Below are 21,158 nucleotides of genomic sequence, written 5' to 3'. Positions count from 1 at the left end.
TTTTAAATGTTAAACGACCATTTTTTCAATAGGACAAACCAATATTCCTTCTGCTCCTATTTCTTTCAGCTTGTCGATGACTTCCCAAAATTGGGCTTCATCGATAACCGATTGTACACTGCTCCAGCCGTTTTGATTTAACGGCACTATCGTCGGGCTTTTGAGTACCGGAAGGATTTCGCTGATTGCCTGTATTTTTTCGTCAGGAACATTCATCAGCACATATTTCAGCTTGCCGGCTTTCAGTACGGATTGCACCCGGAACCGGAAGCGTTCGATCAATTTTTTCTGCTGTTCCGGGATAGCCGGTGAAACGGCCAGAACGGCTTCACTTTTCAGGATTACGGCGACTTCTTTCAGGTTGTTTTTAAAAAGGGTGCTGCCGGTGGAAACTATATCTACAATTGCATCAGCAAGGCCGATATTGGGCGCAATCTCTACCGAGCCGGATATTTCGTGCAGGGCAATAGGAATTTCCTGTGTTTCAAAATAGGCTTTAACCGTTTCGGGATAAGAGGTGGCAATGCGCAGATTCCGGAGGTCGGATAAGGATGCATAGGTGAAATTTTTCGGCACTGCTACCGAAACCCGGCATTTTGAAAAGCCTAATTTTTCCAGTATCGGAATTTGCGGACCTTTTTCGATTAAAAGGTTGCTTCCCACGATGGCAATATCCACGACCCCGTCCAAAAGATATTGAGGAATGTCGGCATTGCTCAGGAACAGCACTTCCAAAGGAAAATTGGTTGCTTCGGTTTTTAGCTGGTCGTTCTCGTTGCTGATGGAGATACCGCAATCACGAAGCAGCTTAAGGCTGTCTTCGTTTAATCGGCCGGATTTTTGGATGGCAATTTTTAATGTACTCATTTTTTTAGTTTGGAGAATGTGCCTGAGTACAACGAAAGGTATCGGAAATAAAAAACCCGTTTGATGTACTCAAACGGGTTTAAAAAATATATGGTTTATACACATATCATTATCACTTCGCTTGAGCGGAGGTATAATGATGATGATGTAGTTGGTTTAAAAACATTTTTCTGTTCTATTTTGTGTTGCAAAGTTAAAGTCAAAAAAAAATAGTTTCCTAATTTTTTATAACTTTTTTGAATAAAATATTTTTTGAAGTACTTTTTTAAGCTGTTGTCAGCTACTTAATTTACAGGGTTTTGCGCGTTATTTTCTCTGATTTCTGTATGACGGATTTCCCCTCCGGTAGTGCCTACACTTTTGGATAAAACAGCTGTTGCAATCGCTAAAAATAAGGTTATATAGGTAAAAACTTTGGCTTTAGCATGGTTCTTTAAAGAGGTAATCAATGTTAAAATAGCCACAGCTCCGGTTAAATACAACAGGATTATAAATTTCTCAGCGATTTCTTCATGTTCGTGTATAATGCTGCGGCTAATGCCCAGGTTTTCTGCAATCTCCTCCGCTCCTTCTCCGGTTCTCATGGACACCAGTCCGAATATTGCTGCTATAGCCAGTAACACAAACGCTGTGTACTGAATGGATTTGTTTTTGAATACTAAACCGGCAATAAGTATACCTGCCCCGAAGATGCTTCCAATAATCGGGAAATGGTTGACGATCATGTGTAAATGCGCCTGATTCATAATTAATTTACAACTTTAAGTGATCCTTCCAATATGCTTATTTTAAAGATATTGGTTTTTGATTCATAATATTCACCATCCAGCTGCATGGCAATACTATCCTTATTTTCCATTTCAATTTTAACCTCTTTTACAAGCTGGCTGTTTGCCTTTTTGAATTTTTCTGTTTTGCTCATCAGTACTAACGAACCGAAATAAAGCTGTTCAAGAATATTCAATTTGGATACGACCAACAGGTCTAACCAGCCATCCTGAAGGCTTGCTTTTGGCGTAAGGCTCATGTTGTATCCCATTTCATTGGAATTGGAAATAAACAAAAGCATCGGATTTACCTCAAAAACGGTATCGTTACAATGTACGATCGCTTTATTGGCCTTATAGCCCATAGCCGACTGCAAAGAAGCCTTTACATAGGTAGAAAGGTTACGGGTGGGCATGTTTTCGTATTTCTTAATAATTAAGGCATCTATTCCAAGCCCCATATTACTGAAGAAATAATGATTGTTGATCGAACCTACATCTATAGCCGATTCATTTCCCTGCTTGATAATCCGTATTGCTTTTTCAAAGTCTTTAGGAATGCTTAGGTTGGAAGCCAGACCGTTACCGGAGCCTACCGGTAAAATACCCAATGCAATTGAGGTGTTTACCAGTCCAGATGCTACTTCGTGTATCGTTCCATCACCGCCGCAGGCTACAATCATTTCCGGATTTTTAGCTACGGCATTCTTCGTCAATTCGATAGCGTGTTTTTTATATTCGGAATAATCAACAACAATCTTATATTCATTTGACGGGAAGAATGCTTCCAGATCCTCTTTTCTTATTTTGTGTTTGCCTTTTCCTGAAATCGGATTAACAATAAAGTGAATGTATTTCATTAATATTTATGGGTAAACTGAGTAAGTGTAATTATAATTTGCAAAAATATATATTTTTAAAAATAATCCTTCCAAAAATTTATTAATATTGCATTCCTTTTTTTATATTTTTGCCAAAAAACCAATTTATGTCTACAATTGTTAAAAAAATTGCCCCCTTTTATAATTTAGCAATATTTTACATCACTGTAAGTGTTATTTTAAGAATAGTATTGTTATTTCATCCGATCACCCAATCTCATTTTGGCGTTCTGGATGTGCTGAAAATATTTACATTCGGAATCGTTTCTGATTTTTTTGTATTCGTGATCGCCAGTGCCTTTCTGTGGATTTACCTGTTGTTTCTTTCGGATTCAAAATATTACAAACCATGGGGGTATCTTATTTTTGCGGGATTAGTAGCACTTTTAGGTTATGTTAGTTTCTGTAATACTATTTTAAATGAATACGGTGGTGTTTTACCGGAAATCGGGATCAGCTTCGTCGCTTTAAAAACGGTATTGTTCGGGGCTTTATTGTTTTTACCGAAATACCGTCATAAACTGCGTCTGGCATTGTTTTCCATTACGTTGTTTATTTTCGTGCTGTGTATCATCCAGAATGCGGTCAGCGAATTCTTCTTCTGGAATGAATTTGGGGTAAAATATAACTTTATAGCGGTTGATTACCTGGTATATACCAATACGGTAATCGGGAACATCATGGAATCTTATCCGGTTGTTCCTTTGTTTATCGGGATTGGAATCGCTGCTTTATTGTCGACATATATCATTGTTAAAAAATCAAAAGTATATTTAAATAACCTGCCTACTTTTACTGAAAAGTTAATGATTACCGGCGGTTATGCTGTTTTGTTTCTGATTTCTCTGGCAGCAATTCCGTTTTTGGCCAAACAGGAGAAATCACAAAATGTTTTTACCAACGAATTACAGGCAAATGGTGTATACCGTTTTTACCTGGCTTTTATGAATAGTGAGCTGGATTACTTTAAATTTTACAATACATTACCGGAAAATGAGGCTTTAGCGCTGCTTCAAAAACAAATTCCGGATTTAACCGGTAATACTACCACAAGACAAATTACCGGTAAAGGTACTGAAATACACAAAAATGTTGTTTTGATTACCGTAGAAAGCTTAAGTGCCGAGTTTATGAAACTTTACGGGAATGAGCAGGGTATCACGCCTTTCCTGGATTCCTTAGCCGGACAAAGTCTGATGTTTACCAACCTGTATGCCACCGGAAACAGAACCGTTAGAGGTTTGGAAGCAGTAACTTTATCCCTTCCGCCAACAGCCGGGGAAAGTGTTGTAAAACGAAAAGACAATAAAGATAAATTTTCAACCGGTTATGTGTTTAAACAAAAAGGATATACTGTAAAATATTTATACGGAGGAGATGCATTTTTTGATAATATGCAGGACTTTTTCGGAGGAAACGGTTATGATATTGTAGATAAAAAGGTATTTACACCGGAAGAAATAACGTTTCAGAATATTTGGGGCGTTTGTGATGAAGATTTGTTCAAAAAAGCAATCAAGGTAATGAATGAAGAAGCGAAAGAAAATAAGCCTTTCTTCAATCATATTATGACCGTAAGTAACCACAGACCTTTTACGTACCCGGAAAACAGGATTGATATTCCTGCCAATTCCAAGCAAAGAGAAGGTGGTGTGAAATATACCGATTTTGCCATGAAGCAGTTTTTTAACAATGCAAAAAAACAGCCCTGGTTTAACAATACCATTTTTGTTATTGTAGCCGACCATTGTGCTTCCAGCTCCGGAAAAACGGAACTTCCTGTAGACAAATACCGCATTCCGGCGATGATCTATGCGCCAGGTTTTGTGACACCGTCCAGACATACGGTATTAATGTCGCAAATTGATGTTATGCCAACCTTAATGGGAATGCTTAACTTTAGCTATCAAAGCAAGTTCTTTGGTCAGGATGTGTTTCAGGCCGATTATAAACCAAGAGCTTTTATGGCAACGTATCAGGATCTGGGCTTTATCAAGGACAATGTGATGACCATCATTTCTCCGGTTAAGAAAGTAAAACAGTTCTCGCTGACTTTAGATCCTAAAGCGGGTGTTGGCGAAGAATTCCAGCTGTATTATGAGCAGAAACCGATTGAGAAAATCCGCCAGGATCTGGTAAACGAAAGCGTTTCCTACTACCAGACCGCTTCTTACCTGTTAAAGAATCATTTGTACCAACAAAAATAAACAACAAAAAAGCCTGTAATTACAGGCTTTTTTTATGGGTTTAAGAAAGATAACGTTCTTTGTATATGCTGACGTGGTGGTTCTGATGTCCGATAATCACAAATCCGATTGCTCTTACAGACATATTGTTATTGGAGGCGATACCAGATTTTAAAAGATCTTCCGGCGTAAAGCTTTTAAACAGTGCTATGGTTGCATGCCGCACCAGGGTTAATTCGGTTAGTAAATCTTTTAAATGGCGTTTGTTTGCCGTTGGATTTACCACTTCGGCATATTCATTTTCTTCAAAACCGGGCAAAGGCGTCTGGTCGCTTCTTGAAAAGCGCAGCGCTCTGTAAGCAAAAACACGTTCGGCATCAATAATGTGCTGTATAATCTCTTTAATGGTCCACTTCCCTTCTGCATAACGATAATCGAATTTATCCATCGGGATGTCCTGTATGAATTTAATGGTGCTGTAAAGGCTGATTTCCATTTCTTCTATCAGGTTTATATTTTTATCTAAAGCATCAATATACGTTTGATAATAAGCGGCATATTCGCCTGGTTCAAGTTGTGTCGGATTCATTAGCGTTAAATTTGTTTTTGTACCGTAAATGTAAAAAGAAAAACCCTCAGGTTTTCGCCTGAGGGTTTTAAAAAATAAAATATTTTGATTACATATCTTTAAAGATAGTGTGCATTAAACGTTTTTTGTCGTTGATGCTTTCTTCTAATGAAATCATGGTTTCTGTTCTGTAAACACCATCAATATCATCAATCATAAAGATAACTTCTTTAGCGTGTTTGGTATCTTTTGCTCTGATTTTACAGAAGATATTAAACTTTCCTGTAGTTACGTGTGCTACAGTAACAAAAGGAATTTCGTTAATTCTCTCAAGTACAAATTTAGTTTGAGAAGTATTATGAAGGAAAACCCCAACGTAAGCGATGAAAGAATATCCTAATTTTTCGTAATCTAACGTTAATGAAGATCCTTGAATAATTCCTGCATCTTCCATTTTCTTAACTCTCACATGTACAGTACCTGCTGAGATCAACAATTTTTTAGCAATATCTGTAAAAGGTACTCTCGTATTATCAATCAACATATCTAAAATTTGATGATCTACTTCATCCAAACGAAACTTACTCATAAAGTTATATTTATCTATTTATATTTAAAATGCAAATCTACGACAAATTAACACTAATTATTCAGTATAATTACCGAATTATTATTTTTTTAGCAAACCATTAACAATTTTCTCGTTTTTATCTACTAAAAAATTTGCGTTGTCATTAATTGCGGGTGTGGTTCCTTTATCGTTTGTAATTGGTTTATTTTTGAAATCATATTCCTGATGTCCAAAATAACCCGATAACGCACCTGCTTCTGAAATGAATGCCTGAAAATTAATTTTTCCGTCCTCCAGGATTTCTTTGTATTGGGCGGCAAAATTAGTAATTTTTTGTTTACCAGCACAATCTGTTTTGATATTTTTGTAAATAAAATCAAAAAAAACTACCTTATTTTGAGGAATATCGAAATATTCTGTCGTTTTATTGCTAACATGTTCGTTTTTTGAAATAGTTAGCAATGCAACTAAATAGGCAATAAAAATCATTTTCCGCGTCACTTCTCTTTCATAATCCTGCTGGAAATGCCCTGCCTCAAAAAGGATCGTCGGCGTTCCCAGTGTCTGAAACATATCGCCTATACAGTTAATATTATAGGAATCATCAAAGCGTCCTACCTGATTGGGGATATGTTTCTGTAATTCGGCATTCATTGCAGCGATAACGTTAATTGCCTGCTGTCTGACCTCATTAATTTCCCGTTCTTCATTATAAGAAGGTGCTAAAAATGAGACTGTTGCCGGATTACCTTCCGGACCGGCTCCGAAAATCGTACGCTGGTCGTGCAGGTTAAAGCAAAAATCAGGCCGAAATTCTTCATATAGCTGGCGTAACAGCTTACTTTCCGGCTGACTCAGCGCAACAGAATCCCGGTTCAGATCAGTTTCATTGGCGTTTACACGGGTATAGGCTGCCGCGCCATCCGGATTTAAGATCGGGATAATGCAAAAGGTAAAGGCATTTTTAAAGGAAACTGCCAGCTCCGATTCGCTGTTTAACAGGTTTAATAAATCAAATAAAGCTTTGGTGGTCGTGGACTCGTTTCCGTGCATCTGTGACCACATATACAATTTTACGGAACCGCTGCCTACCTTAATAGTATATATAGGTAATCCGTTTACGGATTTTCCGCTACTGCTAACCGTAAAATCACTGCCCAGTTTTGTAAGTAACGGTTCGATATGGGTGTTGGTGATATAACGGCCATACAGGCTTTGTTCTTTGTTTGATTCGAATATCTTCTGAAATTCCATTTGTAACTATTTTCTATTTACAAAAGTAAACATCTATTAAATTACAATTGTAAACATAGAAAATATGTATTTATGTTATCCCTGTAAACACCGGTTTACAGGAGTCAGGATGCAATAGTTACTATATTTGTAATTTGTTAATTAAATTCATATAATTCTTATTATCAAGTTTTTGATGCGCTATATTTGAAGTTAGATATTAATCATATAAACATTGTTTACAGTTGTAAAGTTGTTTGGATAGAACTATTTGTTTACATTTGTAATATTGCAAATTGAAATATTTCTTTACAATGGTAAACACAGATGATTTTATTAAAAGACTGGAAATAATACTGGATTATTATGGTTTATCTGCTTCTTCGTTTGCCGATAAGATCGGTGTGCAGCGTTCCGGTTTGTCTCACCTGCTCTCCGGCAGAAACAAACCGAGTCTTGATTTTATCTTAAAAATTATTGAGTTTTTCCCGGAAGTGGATTTGTACTGGATTCTTAATGGCAAGGGTACTTTTCCAAAATCGGATGCCATTAATACGGCAACGATACAGGAATATGCCGTAGAAGAAAATATACCGGATTTATTTTCAACGGCAACATTTTCCGGACAAGAGGTTTCCGGAAACGAAAAAACAGCCCTTCCTCCCATTTTTAATAATCCGGATGCGATAGAGCGTATCGTGATTTTTTATAAAGACGGGACTTTTAAAAATTATGAACAACAATAAAAAAACCTCAGCCGCATAATGCAACTGAGGTCCTAACCTCAAACTAACCCAAAACAAAATGTATCACAATTTATTTACGAATCTAATGAACAGCAGTAACGCCTGCTTCTAAACGTTTGGACTCCGGTGCATAATCACCATTCGTCATTGATGCATTAAATAAAAGAACATTTCCTCCTCCCTAATCGTTCCGCGATAAATATCTTTTTAGTAATGTTCTCGCTGGCAATAGCTACAGGATTCCCAGGCATTTTGCCCGGTTCATAAATTCTAATCTGGTTACTCATAGCAATTGTTCCCATGTTCGGTGTAGCTGTAAATGCATCCGGGAAATTGTTACTTAAAATAATACCGCCGTCGGTATGCGATGTGGCAGCGCCTACATCTGTTAAAACCATCAGATTACCGGAAGAAGAAAAAGTTCTTTTGTATGTTTTTGTCGGTAACGGGCAGGTATTCATATCCTGATCCTGATTACAGGAACAGAAAGATACGGGTGGAATACATACTGATAACCGGACTTTCATAATCGTATATTCTGATTAATACAGGTATATACGAAATAGTAAAAGGTTTGGTTTTATTTTTTTGAAAAAAAATGATATACGGTTTTTTTAAGAGAATCAGCCTGCTGTTATCGTATTGGTTTCCGGATTTGTCAGAAGTATTTTGCAACGGAATGTTTTTTTTCGTAATTTAGTCACAGTGAATTGAAGACTGCAGACGAAATCTTGTCTGTGAAGTTTCAGGTTCTCACTAATCTCCCCTTCCCCCTATTTTCCCCCCCCCCGAAAAAACGTGCTACGTAATACAAACATAGTAACACTAATAGCGTATGATAACATCACAATTCATTGACATTATTGAAGCTGCCACACCGGATCCGAATCTGTTGATGTGGAAGTTTGAGGACACCGACAAAGAGATTAAAAACGGGGCAAAGCTCACGGTCCGGGAATCGCAAATTGCCGTTTTCCTGAACGAAGGACAATTAGCCGATGTTTTTCAACAGGGACTACATACCTTAAGTACTGAAAATATTCCGGTATTAAGTCGCTTAAAAGGTTGGAAATATGGCTTTCAAAGTCCGTTTAAAGCCGATATTTATTTTGTAAACACCCGTCAGTTTGTGAACAACAAATGGGGTACGCCTGCTCCGATTATGATGCGGGATCCTGAATTTGGACAGGTTCGTGTCCGGGCTTTCGGAACGTTTGATATCCAGATAAAGGATTTCGAAACCTTCTTTCGTCAGTATGCAGGTTCTTACCGGACCTTTACCATTTTTGAACTGCAATACGAATTAAGAGATTTTATTGCTCCGAAATTCGGCGAGGTTTTAGCGCAGGAAAATATTGCTGTAAAAGACATCGCCGGGAATATAACGGAATTAGGCGGAAAAATAACGCCTTTCTTAAAACCGTATTTTGCTCAATTCGGTATTGATTTAATCACGTTTACGATTACCAGCGTTACCCTGCCCGACGAAGTTTCGGCACATTATGATAAAATCACGAATATGAACATGGTAACCGATATGGATAAATTTACCCGGTTCAGTACGGCACAGGCTATCGGGCAACAAGGCACTGTTGCCAATGAAGGCACGACAAGCGGAATGATTGCCGGAATGATGATGAACCAAATGCAGCAGCAAATGAATCCGCCAGCCGCACAAGAGGACATTACGGCAAAGCTTCAAAAACTCAAAACACTTTTTGAAAGCGGATTAATTGACGAAACAGAATATAAAGCCAAAAAAACAGAATTGATTGATAAATTATAAGGTTATGGAAGAAAAGAAAAAACCGCTTTCCATTTTAGAGAAAATGAAGCAGAAAGCCAAAGAACAAAAATCGTACGGAGGCGATTTTGTGGATGAAGCTGCAAAAGTAGCGACAAGAACCTGCCCCAATTGCGGAGCCGGAAGAGCAAAAGATGACGGATTAACCCACTGTGCTTATTGTGGCTTTACGTTTCTCTCCGTAAAAATATCGGATGGAATTAATATTAAAAAAGAGGATAACTCTTAAATTATACATGATCATGCAAGCAACCCAGGAACGATTTTTTATTTTCATAAGTAAATTAGAAGGCAAGCTCAAAGAGTTTACAGAAGCCTCTATTCCGGAATTGATAACGATAAACAATTCCGATACCGGCCAGTTTAGACGGGAATATTTAAGGATGAAATCGGCCGTATTAGGTCAGATGGAAAACATTGTAAAAAAAGCCCGTGAAGTGAAGGAGGAAAAAATAACGTATTTTCCTTACGATGAAGATGATTTTGTAACCTACCTTGAATTCAGAACCGAATGTTACGACAGATTCTATCAGTTAGAGGAATTGTATCAGGACTGCCGTGAAAGAATAGACAGTACCGATCAGGAAGATTATGAAGTGAAATACCAGAAAATTTTAGACGAGTACGAAACCATCAAAGATCAATTTCGCTGTACCCAATGCGGAAGCCCTGTCCCGATTGAAAAAATCTATTTTACAACCGCTTATATCACTTGTCCCGCCTGTAGTACCCGGAATACTTTTGAGCCAAGCTCGCAGGCAAAAATGCTGGAACATCTGGGAAGAAGCCTTGCCGAACAACGAACAGCGCATTTGTTGAAAGAGTATTATGAAATTCCTGAAAAAATGGAAGAACTACATCAGCAAAAACACCAATTAACGCTGAACATTATTTTCGAAAATGATCAGAACAGTATTCAGCAAAAAACAGCACAAATGGAGGATTTAGAGAAGCAATGGCAGGAATTGAAAGACAAAGCTCCGAAATTATACCAACATTATTTACGGGCGATGTTTGATGAATGGAACAAGATAAATCCGGATATGCAGCAAGAACACGAAAAATTTTATACCCGATTATTAAACGAATACAAAACAGAAAATTATGAGTAATCCATTATTAGAACCCATTCACGGGATTACATTGTATGATTATGCGGCTATTGCTTCAAAAATGTCATCCGGAGTTGACCAAAACGAAATCCTGAAAGTATTGGGAATTGAAAAGGCAGTTTTTGAAGAAGCCTCTGCGCTTTGGGGAGCAAGAATGCAGGAAGACAGCACCTATGAAGTAGTTACAATTTTTGGGCAATATTTTGCAGAAGCAGGCGATCATCCGAAATTAGGCAACCTGAAAACGGTAATAAGCGAAGAAGGTTCGAAGAATCTTGAAAAGATGCAAACAGACCGTTATTTCTATGAAGAGCTCAATGGAGCCCGGCAGGCCGCTTATGCTTACGGATATGACGGCGCACAATGGATACAGGATAATTTCGGGATTTCATTGGGCGATTTTCAGTCGGTGGCTATGCAATGGATGCCAATTGCTAACGAAGAGCTCGAAACAATGCGGTATTATTTAGACTACAGGGAGCAAAAAGAAAAGGAATATTCCGAAAAATTTGCTGCTGAACAAGGAGGCAACGTAGCAGATGATGTGGAGTTTTAGGTATACCGGCTCTAACAAGCGGTTCCTGTTTAGTAAACTTTGTTATCGTAAAGCTGTTCACCAGCTATTCGGGGCTTTATAGTTTGAAAGAGATCAATTTCTTTCGAACTATAAAGCCCTCCCCATTAACAAACTTCTTAACCGGAAATAAAAAGTCCGGCAATCAATTTCTTTTTTTTAATTATGCTTCCGGTACAAAGCTGTATTTTGGAATTTTCCCGATGACTCCTTTATAATGTTGCTGTAATGCTTTAAAGTCTTTTTCTTTATCACCGGTAGGGTAAAACGGTGCGGCAATTTTTACTTCTTTTTTGCCATAGTCAAAAGCAACCGGGACTATCGGAATACCGGCTTTCATGGCGATATAATAGAATCCTGTTTTCCATTCCGTTACTTTTTTCCGGGTTCCTTCGGGAGCGATCGCCAGGCGGAAAACCTCTTTTCCTTCAAATACTTTGGCAATGGCATCTACTTTGTTTTCGTTTTTCTGACGGTTTAGCGGTGCGCCGCCCATCCATCTGAAATAGGCTCCAAAAGGGAATTTAAACAGTTCTTTTTTAGCGACAAAGTTCATTTCCTGGTCTAATATTCCTCTGGTAAATACACCAAGGTAGAAATCGTGCCAGCTGGTATGCGGTACCACTATCATGATGCACTTTTTGATTTCCGGAGCAATCGCACCGTTTATCTTCCATCCCATCCATTTAAAGAATATTAACCTGTATAGAAATTGTTTCATTTTAAAAAAGTTTGGTGTAAAAATAGCATTATATTTACGAATAGAAAATGTGAATGGATGATACTTAAAAAGCTGCTGAGTTACTTTATACCCATAAATATACACCAAAAAAAATCGGAAATAAATAAAAATCTGGAAGTTACCTGGAATAACGGGCAACTGGTTATGGATTCCAAGAATACAAACTATTCGTATGGAAGTTTGCAGCGGATTTTAAGAAAAGGGCTGCATTATATTGGTTTTGAGCGAATCCGCAATTTTAAATCGGTTTTAGTTTTGGGTGTGGCCGGCGGCAGTGTGATCAAAACACTGGTGGATGAAATCAAATTTAAAGGAGCTGTAACCGGTGTGGAAATAGATCCGAAAACGATAGAACTGGCAAACAAGTATTTTGATCTGGATAAAATCCCCAACCTGGAACTGGTCATAGACGATGCTTTTGAATTTGTTTTAAAGACCCGCGAGAAATATGACCTGATCATTATTGATGTTTTTCAGGATACGGTAATGCCGAATTTTCTTTTTGAGGAGTTCTTTATCAACCGCATCAATTTCCTGCTGAATGTAAACGGTTTTATCCTGTTTAATACAATGGTGCTCACGGACGAACACAAACAGCGCAATACCGCCTATCGTTCGAAGTTCAATGCGCATTATTCCGTTAGGATGTACCCGAAAGTAGAAGATCATAACGAGCTGTTTACCATTAAAAAATTAGGATAAATCATGCTGGCCAATCCGATTCATCTGGAAATAAAGAAAGCTTCTAAGGAAAGTACGCCTATCCTGATTTCCGCTGTTGCTATAGCAACGGAAAGCTGGCAGCTGCATACGAATTATTTTGCCATTCTGTGGATACATCAGGGCAATGGAACAGTGGAAACCGATTTGATGAAAACAAAATATGCTGAAAATGAGATTTTTTGTTTCAATACCTATCAGGCATTTGCCTTGCACCCTAAAAGTGAAACGGAGGCTTCCCTGCTGTTGTTTCATGCCAATTTTTTCTGCATTGAAACCTATCACCATCAGGTAGGTTGTAACGGTGTGCTTTTTAATAATATTTATGCCACTTCAAAAATTCCGCTTCCGCTGAAAGAACACGATGAATTATCGGTTTTATTTCAGAATATTCAAAATGAGATAAAGGAAGAGGAACTGGCTTCAAACGAGCTGGTTTTTTCATATCTGAAAATCTTTTTAATCAAACTGACCCGTCTCAAAAATGAAACCGATGCCGTGGAGGCTAAAGCCCTGCTCCCGCTGCCGGAGTTTCTTACCACACTTACCGCATTGATCAATGAACATTTTCAAACCGAACATCAGCCTTCTTTTTATGCCGAAAAACTGAACGTGACGGTTAAAACACTTAGTAATGCTACCAAACAGTATTACCAGAAAACGGTTTCGGCATTGCTAAATGAAAAACTGCTTTTAAAGGCAAAATGGGAATTACTGCATACCAATACCCAGATTAAAGCTATTGCTTCCGATTTGGGTTTTAAAGACGAATACTATTTCAGCCGGTTCTTTAAAAAGCATATCGGATTGTCGCCAAAGCATTTCCGGGAAGAAGAATGGAAAATCCGCAAAGGATTTTTATCCATTCCTTAATGCTATTTGTCTATTCCGGTTGTTTTTGAATTAAAAGAACTTTGTACCATAACAATCAATTAAAAATTTATGGACAAATTATTTGCTTTTGCAGCCAGACTGCAGGAAACCGGAATGCATGTAACCCGTTTGGGTTTAATTATTGTTTTGGTCTGGATTGGCGGACTAAAGGCTTTTCGTTATGAAGCTAACGGCATAGTACCTTTTGCTGCAAACAGCCCGTTAATGAGTTTCTTCTACACCTATAAAGCTCCTGAATATAAAACACACATGAATAAGGAAGGCGAATACAAACCCGAAAATATAGCCTGGCACGAAGCGAATAATACTTACGGATTTTCCTATGGACTGGGTGCCTTAATTGTAGCTATCGGGATTTTAATTGCTTTCTATCCTTTTGCACCCGGAGTATCGGCTTTCGGAAGCTTTTTAGCATTTGGAATGTCTTTTGTAACGCTGTCTTTCCTGATTACCACGCCGGAAACCTGGGTTCCCGATCTGGGCGATGCACAATCCGGATTTCCATATTTAAGCGGTGCCGGCAGACTGGTGATCAAAGATGCGATAATGATGGGTGCGGCGCTGGTAACGATGAGCCAGGCGGCGCAAAAATACCTGGAACGGAGGAAAGTGAGGTGAGATATTAGAAGTATGAGGTTAGAAGTTTGATGTGATGTGGGAAGTATGGAGGGGTTGGGATATTTTTTTAAGAAAAAACATCATAAAAAACACCACTTTGGTAAGCTTTTTGATGCTGTTTTGTAAATAACAATAAAAAAATGAAATTATGATAAACAAACCTTTAGCTACATTAGCAATAGTTGCTTTATTGTCATTTACAGCATGTAAAAAAACGGATTCAATGGCAGCTGAAACACCTAAAGCCGACAGTACACAGGTAACTAGGACGGTTTCGGGTATGTATGAAGGTGTTTTACCATGTGCGGATTGTCCGGGAATTGAAACAACACTTTCCTTTGACAACGATTCAAATGTTTCCAAAACAGTACTGTATCAGGATAGCAAAGGAGCTGCCGAAACAGAAAAAGGGAAATGGAAGTTGAACGGTCCTTATGTGGAAGTTACTTTTAAAGACAATCAAACGGAGTTTTATCTGATTAAAACAGATAGTACCATTGCCATACTGGATCAGGATAAAAAAGAGATACAATCGGAATTAGCGTCCCATTACATTCTTTCGAAAGAGAAACCGATCGTGCCGAAATCGCTTAACGGAAGCTATATCCTGGGTGAGGAAGGAAAAGGTTATTACCAGACGTTATCCCTAACGAATACTAAGAATAACGAATTTGATGTAGCGGTGACTTTTAAAGCGGCAACCCAAAAAGGCTGTGAGTTTAAAGGAAAAGGTATTTTGGTAAACAACCAGATTGAAGTGAATCTGAAAGACAGTAATCCGGATTTGAAAGCGGTTATGACAATATCCGTTAAAAACAATATGGCGGTAATTTCTACTTCTAAGTTTAACGAACGTTATGATCTAATGTATTTCTGCGGCGGCGGCGGTTCGCTGGCAGGAGAATATCTGAAGAAATAACAGGGAATAAAAAAAGGAGCGTAATATACGCTCCTTTTTTTATTATGACAGGATCATTTTCCGGGCTTTTTCAAGGTCTTCCGGAGTGTCAATCCCGATGCCTACATGGCTGGTTTCGATCATCCGGATGCGTTTTCCGTATTCTAAATAGCGTAATTGCTCCAGTTTTTCGGAAGCTTCAAGTGAAAGCATCGGCAATTTGTAGAAATCCAGCAGGGCTTCTTTTCTAAAAGCATAAATACCGATGTGCTGCATATAGCGTACGCCTACATTTTCTTCTCTCGGATACGGTATCACGGAACGGGAAAAATATAAGGCAAATCCTTTCTGGTCGACAATTACCTTTACATTATTCGGGTTTTCAATATCTTTTTTATCGGTAATCTCCCGCATCAAAGACGCCAGATCCACTTGTTTTCCAGTATCGTTTTTGAAAATATCCAAAACCTGTTCCAACGGTTCCGCATTGATAAACGGTTCATCTCCCTGTACATTTACCACAACATCAACATCCATATTTTCGATAGCCTCTGCAATACGGTCGCTACCGCTTTCGTGTTCTTTGATGCTTCTGATTGCTTTTCCGCCATGGGATACTATTTCCTCATAAATAAGCTCCGAATCGGTTACTACAAAAACATCATCAAACAATCGGGTCTGAACAGCACTTTCATACGTTCTTAAAATAACCGTTTTACCACCCAGATCCTGCATCAGTTTTGCAGGGAAACGTGTGGAAGCATAACGGGCAGGAATTACAGCTATTATTTTCATGTGCAATTAGTATGTTTTAAGTCTTAAAAGTAATATCAATTTTCAAAATAGTCGTCTTTAAAGCCAATAAGATATAATTTATCTTTAGCTCTGGTAATGGCAGTGTACAGCCATCGTATGTAATCTTTATTAATACCATCCGGTAAATACGGCTGTTCGATAAACACCGTATTCCATTGTCCGCCTTGCGATTTGTGGCAGGTAATCGCATACGAGAATTTAACCTGCAACGCATTAAAATACGGATTGCTTTTTACTTTCTGGAGCTTGCGGTACTGCGTTCTTTCCTCTTCATAATCCTTCATGACTTCCTGATACAGCATGTTGGACTGTTCATAGGTCAATGAAGGCGATTCACTCGTTAGCGTATCTAAAATCAAGACGGTTTCAAAAGGAATCTGGCCGGGATAATCGACCATCCGGATCTTAACCTTGGCGAATTTAAAGCCATACAGTTCCTGGATCTTAAAGATTTCCAGGATTTCAATGATATCGCCATTGGCAATAAACCCGGCTTCATCTGTTTCTTTCAGCCAGAAATAGTTATTCTTGACTACCATCATAAAATCGCCGGCAGAAAGTTCGCTTTCCTTGTCCAGAATCCGTAAGCGGATTTGCTGGTTGTACTGATTGGCTCTTTTGTTGGAACGCACAATAAAAGCCGTGTCTTCAATGCTGTAATTGCTGTAGGCCTGCTGAATGGCATCCTGAATATCATAGCCGTCTTCCAGGCGTACAATGTCTTTAAAGCCCCTTAACTGAAACTTAAAGGAATCCATAAACTGGGATTTCAGTATTTCCCGCAGTTCGGTTGCATTGTATAGAATACCGGATTTTTCTTCCTGACGCATTACTTCATCCAGTTCGATATGCTGTACTTCCATACTGTAATTCATGGACAGCGTATCCATATTCAAAGCCGGGCTAACGTCCATGTGTACCGGAGGCAGCTGTGCGGTATCGCCCACCAATATCATTTTGCATTTATGACCGGAATAGATATAGAGTATCAGATCATCTAATAACGAACCGTTTTCATACAGGCCCGAATCGGAATTGGTATCCGAAATCATGGAGGCCTCATCGACAATAAAAACGGTGTTCTTGAATTTATTGGGCTGCATCGTAAAGCTAACGCCGCCGCCGCTACCCTTTTTAGGGAAATAAATTCGTTTGTGAATGGTAAATGCCGGTTTATGGGAATAATTTGAGATCACTTTTGCCGCACGTCCCGTGGGCGCCAGCAATACATATTTTTTGTGAACGTCTTTCAGCTGGTTCACGATGGTTGCAATAACGGTAGTCTTTCCGGTTCCGGCATATCCTTTTAGCAGAAATATCTCATCATCGTTTTCATTGGTAATAAAATCGGCTATTTTTTGAAAAAAAATGTCCTGTTTTAGCGTTGGCTGATACGGAAAATTTTGTTTTAAAGAAGAATAAAATTTGCTGGAACTCATGGATGTTTAAAATAATCACAGGCTTGTAAAACCTAAGTTTTAGCTGTGCTGTAAAAGAATATCAAAGATACATACCTTTTTTATCGTAAATCGGTTTCAGTTGCAAAAAAAATGTAAATTTGTCCATAATTACGATTCAGAATAATGTCATCAACAACAACGATAGCTTCAAAAAACTACAAAAAATTGTCCATTCAGGTTGCGCTCAATGGACTTTCTTTTTGTGTGACCGATACGCTCAACGACCGTGTTGTTGATTTACAGCATGTTGTCTTTAAAAACACCCAATCACTGGAAGATCAGTTGTGGCGCACTTTTGTGGATCATCCTGCGCTGACAAAATACTACGATGAAGTGGTTGTGCTGCACGACAATAATTTCAGCACTTTTGTGCCGAAACCGCTGTTTGATGAAAATTACCTGGGCAGTTATCTGCAATACAATACCAAAGTATTTGAAACCGATTTTTTTGCCTTCGATGAAATTGAAGCCTACGAGATGAACAATGTATATGTTCCGTTTGTGAATGTAAACAATTTCCTGATCGATCAGTTCGGTACTTTTGACTATAAAAACGTGAATACAGTATTGGTATCCCGACTGCTGGATTTGTCAAAAAACAAAGAAGAAAAACAGGTTTACATTCATATTCAGGAAACTCATTTTGAGATTGTTATAATTGCTAACATGAAGCTATTGTTATACAATTCCTTTGAGTATAAAACACCAGAAGATTTTGTTTATTATCTGCTATTTACGCTGGAGCAATTGCAGTTAAATCCGGAAAGTATCGCTGTTTCCCTATTGGGTAAAATCGGCGAAAACCATCCTTGTTTTGAAATTGCCTATCGTTATGTTCGTAATATTGCCCTGCTGGATACCATTGATCTGCAGTCAAAATATTCTCTCACAGAAAGTGAAACACTACAAAATTATATCCTACTCCATTCATGAGAATCATTTCCGGAAAGTATAAAGGAAGACGAATCAATCCTCCAAAAAATTTACCTGTTCGCCCCACTACAGACATGTCTAAAGAATCGTTATTCAACATCCTGAATAACTATTTTAATTTCAGTGAATTGCGCGTACTGGACCTGTTTGCCGGTACCGGAAACATCAGCTATGAATTTGCTTCCCGCGGATCAGGGCCTATTACCAGTGTTGACGGCGATTTTGGCTGTGTAAACTTTATAAAAAAGACCGCAAAGGAATTTGATTTCGACATTACGGCCATTAAAAGCGATGTTTTTAAATTCCTGGAAAAAAGCAAGGCTTCCTATGATATTATCTTTGCCGACCCGCCTTACGGGATGGAAAAGAAAGATTTTGAAAAAATCGTGGAGCTTGTTTTCCAGAATGAGTTACTGGAAACAGACGGTATGATGATCATTGAACATTCCAAGCACACTCCTATCAACCACATGGATAATTTTTCTTTTTTAAAGAATTACGGCGGATCGGTATTCTCCTTCTTTGAATTTGAAAATGATTCGGAAGAGGATGTCACGGACGAAGAAGACGAATTCGACAGTTAGTTAACGGATTCTGTTCGCATTCTCATCGATACTTTTCTCTTTGAATTCCGAATTACTGATCTTGCCAAAGGAATATTTTACGGTAAGGGAAAGCATTTGCAAATCCGTATAATATCTTCCTTTTGCAGTCACGTTGTTAACGGTAAAACTATCGTAAAAGGTCAGCTGACGGAAGATATCATTACAGCTCAGCGTACAATCGAAGTGCTTCCAGAATGTTTTTGAAACGGCAGCATCAATCGTAAACAGGCTTTTTCTTTCAAAAATGCCTTCCTGCTGGCGGGTAATGCCCCAGCCGTTTACCATTAATTCGATCGCTTTGGGCAGTTTAAACGTGTGATTGCTGTAGTAATACAGGAATGGTCTTGTTCCGTTCAGAACGGCTCCGGGGTCTTCTATTTTATTATAGGTCAAATTCACCACATTGGTAGCTGTCCAGATTTTATAGGTAAACGGTGTGGTTAATTCGATACTGTAACCCGATTCTTTTTCGAAATTCACCGGTTTTAAAGTGAGCATGTTCTGAGTGTCATCATAGGTACTTCCCATATAAACAGGATTGTCTTTTTGGTTGTAACTGATTTTCAGTAATTTATTTCCATACTGAAAATTAGCACTGACTTCATTTGTAATGGTAGGATCAATGTTAATGTTGTTGGCAAAAGAAAAATACGGGTTAATATAGGCTGTTACCTGGCTGGCCGACAGAAAATCCGGTCTGCTGATGCTTTTAGCATAATTTAAAGTAAGGGTTTTAGTGCTGTCTACAGGAATTTCCAACTGTAGTTTCGGGAACAGCCGGGTGTAGTTTTTGTCTATTAATAAAGCATCTGCCATTTTATACTTTCCTTCAACAATTGTGTTTTCTACCCGTGTGCCAAGGCTGTAATTAATCTTTTTAAAGCTGCCGGAAAACTGAAAATACCCGGCACTATTCTTTTCTTTGTAATGGTATGACGATGCCTGTACTGCTTCGGGATTAAAAGTATAGCTGTTGAAATCGGTAGTTGCAGCGGCCTGTGAATGAAAGATGCCCAATTCCAGTTTCATCTGGTTTTTAAATGGTTTTTCAAAATCCATACGGCCGGAAAAAAGATCGACATGAAATCGCTGATCCCTGTTTTGGGTGGGATCAAACGTGGTATTGTTATAGTTATTAAAGATCTGGCTTCGGGTTTTCTGGGTATGCCCGGAATATTGTATACCGGTAAAAAGCAAGGCTTCCATACTTTTAATTTTATGGTTGTAGTTCATAAAAGCATTGTAAAACTGCCTGTTTCCGTTGTTTTGATTTAAGGTTGCAATATTGTTTTCGTCATTTTGCTGCCTGTTATACGTGTCTGTAGTTATGTCAAAAAGATCTTTATCTGTTTTTCCGTTAAAGCTAAATGAGAAGTTATCGTCATCATTGATCTTGTAGAAAATACCCGCTCCGTAAATATATTGCGGTCTTTTGGTGACTGCGGTTACCAGGTAGTTGGAAACAATATCTTTATCCGGTATGCTAAAGTCGTTACCGTTGCTTTCCCACACAGTGAGCTGGTTGTAATTAAAATTTGCCTTTAGCTCTATATTGCCTTTTTTATAACTGGTATTTCCGCCTAAATAGTTATTAAAATACCTTTTAAAAGTTGCATTTTCGGTGAGGCTGAGTATAAACCCTTCCTTTTTGGTGCGTTTGCGGGTAATCAGAATGACAGCGCGGCCATCGGCATCATATTTAGAGGATGGATTCTGAATGATTTCGATGGTTTTAATATCCTCAACCGTTAAGGCATTCAGGTCGTTAACCGTTACTCTCTGATTGTCAATATAAATCAGGGCATTTCCTTTTCCAACAACCGTAATGTTCTCCCGGTCCGGACTTACCTGAATACCGGGTAGTTTTGATATTAGATCAACCGGGTTGGTATTGGCCTTAAAAAGCGTATTGGCGACATCTACTTTAATGTTTCCGTTTTTAATACTAAATGCTTTTGCTTCCTGTTTGATGACTACTTCCTCTAATACTTTCGGGTCTTCCTGGGCTGTTAACCGGAGTGTACATAAGATGGCTAAAATGAGAATGTGATATTTTTTCATGTTGTGTATGGATTTGAATCGCAAAAATGCCGGTAAAATTTCAGTCCGGAAGTTAATCGGAGGTTAATGCAGGGTTAAAATGCTATAGTTTTCATAAAAGCC

General features: G+C 38.4%; 23 protein-coding genes. 12 read left to right on the top strand and 11 right to left on the bottom strand.

Features of this window, described 5'->3' with window-relative positions; genetic code table 11:
• Positions 1-9: 9 nt before the first annotated feature.
• From hisG to B3394_RS06055, 3 genes are all read right to left on the bottom strand, one after another.
• Positions 10-867: an ATP phosphoribosyltransferase gene (hisG, locus tag B3394_RS06065; protein ID WP_286914110.1), complete on the bottom strand. Its 858-nt coding sequence runs from the start codon at positions 865-867 to the stop codon at positions 10-12.
• Positions 868-1,151: 284 nt separating this feature from the next.
• Positions 1,152-1,613: a hypothetical protein gene (locus B3394_RS06060; RefSeq protein WP_177734421.1), complete on the bottom strand. Its 462-nt coding sequence runs from the start codon at positions 1,611-1,613 to the stop codon at positions 1,152-1,154.
• 2 nt (positions 1,614-1,615) lie between these two features.
• The gene (locus tag B3394_RS06055) at positions 1,616-2,494 is read right to left on the bottom strand and encodes a diacylglycerol/lipid kinase family protein (RefSeq protein ID WP_286914107.1); all 879 of its coding nucleotides are present in this window, start codon (positions 2,492-2,494) and stop codon (positions 1,616-1,618) included.
• 128 nt (positions 2,495-2,622) lie between these two features.
• Between B3394_RS06055 and B3394_RS06050 the strand changes: the two genes are divergently transcribed.
• Positions 2,623-4,722 carry an LTA synthase family protein gene (locus B3394_RS06050; protein WP_286914104.1) on the top strand — a complete coding sequence of 700 codons (2,100 nt, stop codon included), beginning with the start codon at positions 2,623-2,625 and terminating at the stop codon, positions 4,720-4,722.
• A 40-nt stretch (positions 4,723-4,762) separates the two neighbouring features.
• On the opposite strand, the gene B3394_RS06045 is transcribed toward B3394_RS06050, so the two are convergent.
• From B3394_RS06045 to B3394_RS06035, 3 genes are all read right to left on the bottom strand, one after another.
• Positions 4,763-5,290: a DinB family protein gene (locus B3394_RS06045; protein ID WP_177734418.1), complete on the bottom strand. Its 528-nt coding sequence runs from the start codon at positions 5,288-5,290 to the stop codon at positions 4,763-4,765.
• 88 nt (positions 5,291-5,378) lie between these two features.
• On the bottom strand, positions 5,379-5,858 hold the full coding sequence (locus B3394_RS06040; protein ID WP_136401578.1) for an Lrp/AsnC family transcriptional regulator: 480 nt from the start codon (positions 5,856-5,858) through the stop codon (positions 5,379-5,381).
• Positions 5,859-5,939: 81 nt separating this feature from the next.
• The gene (locus tag B3394_RS06035) at positions 5,940-7,094 is read right to left on the bottom strand and encodes a M14 family metallopeptidase (protein WP_286914097.1); all 1,155 of its coding nucleotides are present in this window, start codon (positions 7,092-7,094) and stop codon (positions 5,940-5,942) included.
• A gap of 293 nt (positions 7,095-7,387) precedes the next feature.
• On the opposite strand from B3394_RS06035, the gene B3394_RS06030 reads away from it, so the two are divergent.
• Positions 7,388-7,819: a helix-turn-helix domain-containing protein gene (locus B3394_RS06030; protein ID WP_177734416.1), complete on the top strand. Its 432-nt coding sequence runs from the start codon at positions 7,388-7,390 to the stop codon at positions 7,817-7,819.
• Positions 7,820-7,974: 155 nt separating this feature from the next.
• Here the strand turns inward: B3394_RS06030 and B3394_RS06025 are convergent, their stop codons facing one another.
• A complete protein-coding gene (locus tag B3394_RS06025; RefSeq protein ID WP_286914094.1) occupies positions 7,975-8,346 on the bottom strand; it encodes a hypothetical protein in 372 nt (123 codons plus the stop codon).
• Positions 8,347-8,654: 308 nt separating this feature from the next.
• On the opposite strand from B3394_RS06025, the gene B3394_RS06020 reads away from it, so the two are divergent.
• From B3394_RS06020 to B3394_RS06005, 4 genes are read left to right on the top strand one after another with little or no spacing between them, the layout of a single operon-like run.
• Positions 8,655-9,605, top strand: coding sequence for an SPFH domain-containing protein (locus B3394_RS06020; RefSeq protein ID WP_286914092.1), 951 nt, complete (start codon positions 8,655-8,657; stop codon positions 9,603-9,605).
• A 4-nt stretch (positions 9,606-9,609) separates the two neighbouring features.
• Positions 9,610-9,852 carry a hypothetical protein gene (locus tag B3394_RS06015; protein WP_177734414.1) on the top strand — a complete coding sequence of 81 codons (243 nt, stop codon included), beginning with the start codon at positions 9,610-9,612 and terminating at the stop codon, positions 9,850-9,852.
• Between the two features lie 13 nt (positions 9,853-9,865).
• Positions 9,866-10,735 carry a hypothetical protein gene (locus tag B3394_RS06010; protein WP_177734413.1) on the top strand — a complete coding sequence of 290 codons (870 nt, stop codon included), beginning with the start codon at positions 9,866-9,868 and terminating at the stop codon, positions 10,733-10,735.
• Entirely contained in the window at positions 10,728-11,291 is a 564-nt protein-coding gene (locus B3394_RS06005; protein WP_286914089.1) for a DUF6620 family protein, read from the top strand. The genes B3394_RS06010 and B3394_RS06005 overlap by 8 nt, the downstream gene beginning before the upstream one ends.
• A gap of 181 nt (positions 11,292-11,472) precedes the next feature.
• On the opposite strand, the gene B3394_RS06000 is transcribed toward B3394_RS06005, so the two are convergent.
• Complete coding sequence (locus B3394_RS06000; protein ID WP_177734411.1) at positions 11,473-12,030, bottom strand: 1-acyl-sn-glycerol-3-phosphate acyltransferase; 558 nt, start codon at positions 12,028-12,030, stop codon at positions 11,473-11,475.
• Between the two features lie 60 nt (positions 12,031-12,090).
• On the opposite strand from B3394_RS06000, the gene B3394_RS05995 reads away from it, so the two are divergent.
• The 4 genes from B3394_RS05995 to B3394_RS05980 all read left to right on the top strand — a co-directional run bounded on the left by B3394_RS05995 (position 12,091) and on the right by B3394_RS05980 (position 15,202).
• The gene (locus B3394_RS05995; RefSeq protein WP_273245932.1) at positions 12,091-12,753 is read left to right on the top strand and encodes a spermidine synthase; all 663 of its coding nucleotides are present in this window, start codon (positions 12,091-12,093) and stop codon (positions 12,751-12,753) included.
• 3 nt (positions 12,754-12,756) lie between these two features.
• Positions 12,757-13,644, top strand: coding sequence for a helix-turn-helix domain-containing protein (locus tag B3394_RS05990; RefSeq protein WP_286914083.1), 888 nt, complete (start codon positions 12,757-12,759; stop codon positions 13,642-13,644).
• Between the two features lie 69 nt (positions 13,645-13,713).
• Complete coding sequence (locus B3394_RS05985) at positions 13,714-14,283, top strand: DUF417 family protein (RefSeq protein ID WP_177734409.1); 570 nt, start codon at positions 13,714-13,716, stop codon at positions 14,281-14,283.
• A gap of 223 nt (positions 14,284-14,506) precedes the next feature.
• On the top strand, positions 14,507-15,202 hold the full coding sequence (locus B3394_RS05980) for a copper resistance protein NlpE (protein WP_286914082.1): 696 nt from the start codon (positions 14,507-14,509) through the stop codon (positions 15,200-15,202).
• Between the two features lie 42 nt (positions 15,203-15,244).
• Here B3394_RS05980 and kdsB read toward each other — a convergent pair whose 3' ends face one another.
• Positions 15,245-15,976 carry a 3-deoxy-manno-octulosonate cytidylyltransferase gene (kdsB, locus tag B3394_RS05975; protein WP_286914079.1) on the bottom strand — a complete coding sequence of 244 codons (732 nt, stop codon included), beginning with the start codon at positions 15,974-15,976 and terminating at the stop codon, positions 15,245-15,247.
• A 35-nt stretch (positions 15,977-16,011) separates the two neighbouring features.
• Positions 16,012-17,436 carry an ATP-dependent DNA helicase gene (locus B3394_RS05970; RefSeq protein ID WP_273245855.1) on the bottom strand — a complete coding sequence of 475 codons (1,425 nt, stop codon included), beginning with the start codon at positions 17,434-17,436 and terminating at the stop codon, positions 16,012-16,014.
• Between the two features lie 144 nt (positions 17,437-17,580).
• Here B3394_RS05970 and B3394_RS05965 point away from each other — a divergent pair, with 144 nt between their 5' ends.
• Both B3394_RS05965 and rsmD read left to right on the top strand, forming a co-directional pair.
• On the top strand, positions 17,581-18,390 hold the full coding sequence (locus B3394_RS05965; RefSeq protein WP_286914073.1) for a DUF3822 family protein: 810 nt from the start codon (positions 17,581-17,583) through the stop codon (positions 18,388-18,390).
• Complete coding sequence (rsmD, locus tag B3394_RS05960) at positions 18,387-18,974, top strand: 16S rRNA (guanine(966)-N(2))-methyltransferase RsmD (RefSeq protein WP_177734404.1); 588 nt, start codon at positions 18,387-18,389, stop codon at positions 18,972-18,974. Before B3394_RS05965 ends, rsmD begins: the two co-directional genes overlap by 4 nt.
• On the opposite strand, the gene B3394_RS05955 is transcribed toward rsmD, so the two are convergent.
• Positions 18,975-21,056: an outer membrane beta-barrel protein gene (locus B3394_RS05955; protein ID WP_286914055.1), complete on the bottom strand. Its 2,082-nt coding sequence runs from the start codon at positions 21,054-21,056 to the stop codon at positions 18,975-18,977. It lies immediately after the preceding gene.
• Between the last annotated feature and the right edge of the window lie 102 nt (positions 21,057-21,158).

Origin of the sequence: Flavobacterium sp. UBA4197 (genome assembly GCF_002379575.1) — a bacterium.
GTDB lineage: Bacteria > Bacteroidota > Bacteroidia > Flavobacteriales > Flavobacteriaceae > Flavobacterium > Flavobacterium inviolabile.
Note: the sequence above shows the minus strand (reverse complement) of the source record. Positions and strands in the feature narration are given on the sequence as shown.